Source organism: Sphingomonas sp. (assembly GCF_031380695.1).
Lineage (GTDB): Bacteria > Pseudomonadota > Alphaproteobacteria > Sphingomonadales > Sphingomonadaceae > Sphingomicrobium.
Genome location: NZ_JANMWY010000243.1, coordinates 1 through 1,875, shown reverse-complemented (window position 1 = coordinate 1,875; position 1,875 = coordinate 1). Strand labels below are relative to the sequence as shown.

Below are 1,875 nucleotides of genomic sequence, written 5' to 3'. Positions count from 1 at the left end.
AGGCGGTCGCGGCGCGGCTGGGTGGGCTGCACAGTGCGTCGCTGGCTCTCGAGAGTCTCGACTTTGCCCCGGTGGCGGCGATGCAGCAGGCGGGTGACTGGGATGGGGTCATCGGCCTCGCGGTCGAAGCGGGACTGCGGCTCAAGAAGTCGGGCTGCGACGGGCTGCTGATTGCGTCCAACACGATGCACAAGACCGCCGGCGCGGTAAAGACGGCGACCAAATTGCCGCTGATCGACATCGGCGCGGTGACGGCCGAGCGGCTGGTGTCCGACCGATATGAGCGGGTTGCCTTGCTGGGAACCAACTACACGATGACCGAGGGCTTTGCCCGCGAGGCGTACACCGCGCAGGGACTCAGCTTGATCGAGCTTTCGCCCGAGTGGCGCAGCGAAGTTCATCGCATCATCTATGAAGAGCTGGCGGCGGGCCGGGTGGTGCGCGAGAGCCAGCGCAAGCTGCGCACGCTGATTACCGAACTCAGCCGGCGCAAGGTGCAGGCGATCGTGCTGGGCTGTACCGAGCTCGTGATGGCCGTCGACGTTCGGGCGAATGTCCTGCCGGTTTATGACACGACCGCGATCCATGCCCGGTCGGCGGTCGAGTGGATCTTGGGAGCCGCCGAGACGGCGGAGGGTGAAGGCGAGCGGGCGGCAGCCTGAGATTGCGAGCAGTGGTCCGGTCTCGCAATCCCGTTCTGGCACAACATTGAGCAATGAAAAAAGACAATTTCCATTAATTGTTGCGCAGGCGCATGATGTTGCGTCGTCGACTCGGATCGACGGCCTGTGGCGTCCACCTAAATCAGGAAGGACCTGCAATGAGCAACATATGTTTACTCGTCTTGCGAATGTCTGCGACAGCGCTGGTCGCGACCTCCGTCGTCAGTGTGTCCGCTTTGGCGACGCCGGGTTCAGGGTTTGCTCCGTCGGGGGTGGTGAGCGGGCATTTCGGCGTGCTCAACATCAACACGGCGGACGACAAGACCGGCAAATGGGGTCTTCACCTCAAGACGCTGGACGAAACCGATATCGCCACCGACAAATTGACGGTCCAGCCGGGCGGATCGAGCGGCTGGCACGCACATCCCAGTCCCGTGTTCATCACGGTCACGCAGGGCAGCATCACCTGGTCCGATGGATCGAATCCGCTGTGCACGGCGCATACCTATGGCGTCGGCCAGTCTTTCATCGAAGGCGCCTATGTCCCGCACAATGCCCGCAATGCGTCGAGCTCGGCAGTAGCGGTGTTCTTCGCGACGACCGTCAAGCCGGCGGGATTCGTCGGGCCGCCGTTCAGGCTGGATCGGCCCAAGCCGAACAATTGTCCGTAAGAGCAGGGGTGCACGGGGTGGCCAGTGGCCATCCCGTGCCTTGCGCCGGGCAGTGCTACAGGACCTCGATCGCCGTGATGGTGAGCGGGGTTGCGGACCCCGGCAAGTCGACGTGCTCGCCGACCTCGCCGCCGATCAGCGCGCGGGCGAGGGGGGCGGTGAAGGCGATGCGGTCGGTCGCCGGGTCGCTTTCGTCGTGGCCGGTGATGGTCAGCGTGCGCGCGGTGCCGTCGCGGAGGAAGGTCACGCTTGTGCCGATGGCGACGGTGTCGCCGGTGGGGACGGGAGCGAGGGTCGCGCTGGCGAGCCGCTGACGCCAGTAGCGCGCGTCGCGCAGGGTGGCCTTGCGCTTCTCCTCGGATTGCGTCGTGGCGAGCAGGGTTTCATACTCGGCGGCGCGGGCCTCGATCTGCGCCAGGCCGCGCGGCGTGACGAGGTTGGGACCGGGCGGGATCGGCAGCTCGAACCGCGGCTCGAGATGCTCCTCATCGGACTCGCGGCGAAAGGCGACGCTCATGGGTGGGGGCGGGGTGAGGGGGGCA

General features: G+C 65.8%; 3 protein-coding genes. 2 read left to right on the top strand and 1 reads right to left on the bottom strand.

Annotated features, from left to right (window positions below; all coding sequences use genetic code 11):
- Nucleotides 1–662: amino acid racemase (locus RMN84_RS08610; protein ID WP_309611765.1), on the top strand; the 662-nt coding region annotated here is incomplete at its 5' end.
- A gap of 158 nt (nucleotides 663–820) precedes the next feature.
- Entirely contained in the window at nucleotides 821–1,333 is a 513-nt protein-coding gene (locus tag RMN84_RS08605) for a cupin domain-containing protein (protein WP_309611764.1), read from the top strand.
- Nucleotides 1,334–1,388: 55 nt separating this feature from the next.
- Here the strand turns inward: RMN84_RS08605 and RMN84_RS08600 are convergent.
- The coding region (locus RMN84_RS08600; RefSeq protein ID WP_309611763.1) for a GreA/GreB family elongation factor at nucleotides 1,389–1,875 on the bottom strand (487 nt) is incomplete at its 5' end.

What these genes read in the sequence shown, in the direction of transcription:
- RMN84_RS08605 (WP_309611764.1), top strand. Translation starts at nt 821, where the DNA reads ATGAGCAACATATGTTTACTCGTCTTGCGAATGTCTGCGACAGCGCTG.